The 2,110-nt window shown below is 74.2% G+C and carries 1 protein-coding gene; it reads left to right on the plus strand.

All coding sequences use genetic code 11. The features are described 5' to 3' along the window. Positions 1-29: 29 nt before the first annotated feature. Positions 30-2,110, plus strand: a 2,081-nt coding sequence (locus tag ACIGQF_RS38445) for an SDR family NAD(P)-dependent oxidoreductase (RefSeq protein WP_399720758.1), incomplete at its 3' end; no start/stop codon positions are given.

Raw genomic sequence — 2,110 nt, forward strand, 5'->3', positions numbered from 1 at the left:
TGGCGTCTGCGGGCAGGGACGCGTTGTCCGTGCGGGCGGTGGATCCGGCCGGTGCGCCGGTCGTCGCCGTGGACTCGCTCCTCACCCGCACCGTCACGGGCCAGGAGATCAGCGGTACGGACGCTTCGGTACGCGACGCGCTCTTCGGTATGCGGTTGACCGCCGTATCGGCCGACCCGGCCGACCAAGCGCCGCGCACCGTCGCCGTACTGGGCGCCGACCCGCTCGGACTCGCCGGCGCGCTCGACCGCGCCGGGGTGTCCGTGACCACGTACGAGGACGGTGCCGCGCTGACGGCCGCCACAAGGGCCGACGCGGGGGAGACCGCGCCGGACGTCGTCCTGGCCGGTCTCGCGGCCCAGGACGGCGAGGCGACCGCCGACGCGGTGCACCGGCTCACCGCCATCGCTCTGGACACCGTCCAGACGTGGCTTTCCGAGGAGCGGCCGGCCGGCTCGCGTCTGGTCTTCGTGACCCGCGGCGCGGTCGAGCCCCGGAACGCCGACGGCGGCGCCATCGCCGCGGCGGCTGTCCACGGCCTGGTGCGCTCCGCGCAGACCGAGAACCCGGGCGTCTTCGGCCTCGTCGACCTCGACGGAAGTCAGGCGTCCGAAGCCGCCCTGTCCGCGGCCCTGCGCTCCGGCGAACCGCAGCTCTCGCTGCGTGAGGGACAGGTCCGTGCCGCACGGCTGGCCCGAGTGACGACGCCTGCCGAGCCTGCCGGGCCCACCGCCTGGAACGCGGACGGCACGGTCCTCGTCACCGGCGGCACGGGTGGCCTCGGCGCGCTGTTCGCCCGGCACCTCGTCGGTACGTACGGGGTCCGCAACCTGCTGCTCGTCAGCCGGCGCGGCCCCGAGGCGCCTGGCGCCACCGAGCTCATCGCCGAACTCACCGCGCACGGCGCTGACGTATCGGTGCTGGCCTGCGACGTCGCCGACGGGGACGCCGTGGCGGCGCTCGTGGCCGGGATACCGGCCGAGCACCCGCTGACGGCGGTCGTGCACACGGCCGGTGTCCTGGACGACGGCGTGATCGGCTCGCTCACCCCCGAACGGCTCTCCATCGTCCTGCGGCCCAAGGCGGACGCCGCGTGGCACCTGCACGAGGCGACGCGGGACCTGGACCTTGAGGCGTTCATCGTCTTCTCGTCCGTCGCCGGGGCGCTCGGCGGCGCGGGCCAGGCGAACTACGCGGCGGCCAACGCCGCCCTGGACGCCCTGATGCAGCACCGTCGTACGGAGGGCCTGCCGGGTCTGTCACTGGCCTGGGGCCCCTGGGACCAGGCGAGCGGCATGACGGGGACGCTGACGGACGCGGAGGCCGAGCGCCTCGCCCGTTCCGGGATGCCGCCGCTCTCCGTCGAGCAGGGGCTGGCCCTGTTCGACGCGGCCCTCACGACGGACACGGCGCTCGTCGCACCGGTCCGGCTCGACCTCGCGGCCCTGTCCGCGCAGGGTGAGGTACCGGCGGTCCTGCGGGGCCTCGTCAGGTCCCGTACGCGCCGCACGGCGGCCGGCGGCTCCGCCACCGTCAGCGGGTTGGTCAACCGGCTGGCCGCGCTGCCGGCCCAGGGGCGCCACGAGGCGCTGCTGGACCTCGTCCGCACGCAGATCGCCCACGTACTCGGCCACGCCGACCCGGCCTCGGTGGACGGGACGGCGCAGTTCCGCGACCTCGGCTTCGACTCGCTCACCGCGGTCGAGCTCCGCAACCGGCTGAGCGCGACCACCGGACTGCGTCTGACCGCCACGCTGGTCTTCGACTACCCGAACGCCGGCGCGCTCGCGGCCCATCTGCAGGACGAACTGTTCGGCACCGAGGCCGAGGCACACACACCGCTCCGAGCACTGCCGCCCACCGCGGACGATCCGATCGTCGTCGTGGGCATGGCCTGCCGCTTCCCGGGTGGTGTCGGCTCGCCGGAGGAGCTGTGGCGCCTGGTCAGCGACGGCACCGACGCCATCACCGACTTCCCCGCCAACCGTGGCTGGGACCTCGATTCGATCTACGATCCGGACCCCGAGCATCTGGGCACCTCCTACACCCGTTCCGGCGGTTTCCTGGAGAACGCGGGTGAGTTCGACCCGGCGTTCTTCGGGATGAGTCC

The sequence above is a fragment of the Streptomyces sp. NPDC053560 genome (genome assembly GCF_044544605.1).
In the GTDB taxonomy this organism is placed as follows: Bacteria; Actinomycetota; Actinomycetes; order Streptomycetales; family Streptomycetaceae; genus Streptomyces.